1 protein-coding gene is annotated in these 1,141 nt (G+C 61.3%); it reads right to left on the reverse strand.

Translation table 11 applies throughout. From position 1 onward, the window contains the following. Nucleotides 1–1,141 (reverse strand): prephenate dehydrogenase dimerization domain-containing protein (locus AC1DVF_RS29330; protein ID WP_477783644.1); only part of this gene is annotated, 1,141 nt, incomplete at both ends.

The following is a 1,141-nucleotide window of genomic DNA, read 5'->3' on the forward strand; positions in this document are numbered from 1 at the left end:
CCCATCAGGCGCAGGATGTCGATCACGCCGGTACGGGTCGGGTTGATGCCGACGTGCTCAAGCACCAGCTCCGAACCTTCAGCGATCGATGCTGCGACCAGGAAGAACGCCGACGACGAGATGTCGCCCGGCACTTCAATATGGGTCGCAGTCAGTTTGCCACCGGACTCAACCGATGCCGTGGCGCCATCAACGCTTACCGAATAACCAAAACCACGCAGCATGCGTTCGGTATGGTCACGGGTAGGTGCCGGCTCGGTCACGGTGGTCTTGCCCTCAGCGTACAGACCGGCGAGCAGCAGGCAGGATTTCACCTGCGCACTGGCCATCGGCATGGTGTAAGTCAGGCCTTTGAGTTTATGCCCGCCACGAATGGTCATCGGCGGACGGCCTTCGGCAGCAGTTTCGATGACCGCGCCCATTTCGCGCAGCGGATTGGCCACGCGGTTCATCGGACGCTTGGACAGCGAGGCATCCCCCGTCAAAACACTGTCGAAGTTTTGCGCAGCCAACAGGCCGGACAGCAGACGCATCGACGTGCCGGAGTTGCCCAGATAGATCGGGCCCGGCGCCGGTTTCAGGCCGTGCAGGCCGACACCGTGAATGGTCACGCGGCCGTGGTGCGGGCCTTCGATGACCACGCCCATGTCGCGGAATGCCTGCAAGGTCGCCAGGGCGTCTTCACCCTCAAGGAAACCTTCGACTTCGGTGACACCTTCGGCCAGCGAGCCGAGCATGATCGAACGGTGGGAAATGGATTTGTCACCCGGTACGCGAATCCGACCGGACAGGCGGCCACCAGGTTGAGCCAGGAAGATCAGATCGTTGGAATTCATAGCGTCCACATAGGCCCTGCGGGCCAGGATTTTACTGAAATGCTCGCGGGCAACCCGGGCGCGCGTGAAGACGCCCAACAATTGGTGCCCATCCCCTGCATCGACCGCGTCGCGCAAAGCGTCGAGGTCGCTGCGAAATGTATCGAGTGTGCGCAGGACAGCCTCGCGGTTGGCGAGGAAGATGTCGTGCCACATCACCGGGTCGCTTCCGGCGATTCTTGTGAAATCGCGGAAACCGCCCGCAGCGTAACGGAAGATCTCAAGATTTTCATTGCGCTTGGCCAAAGAGTCGACCAGACCAAAGG

It is taken from the genome of Pseudomonas sp. P4_D7, from assembly GCF_056401755.1.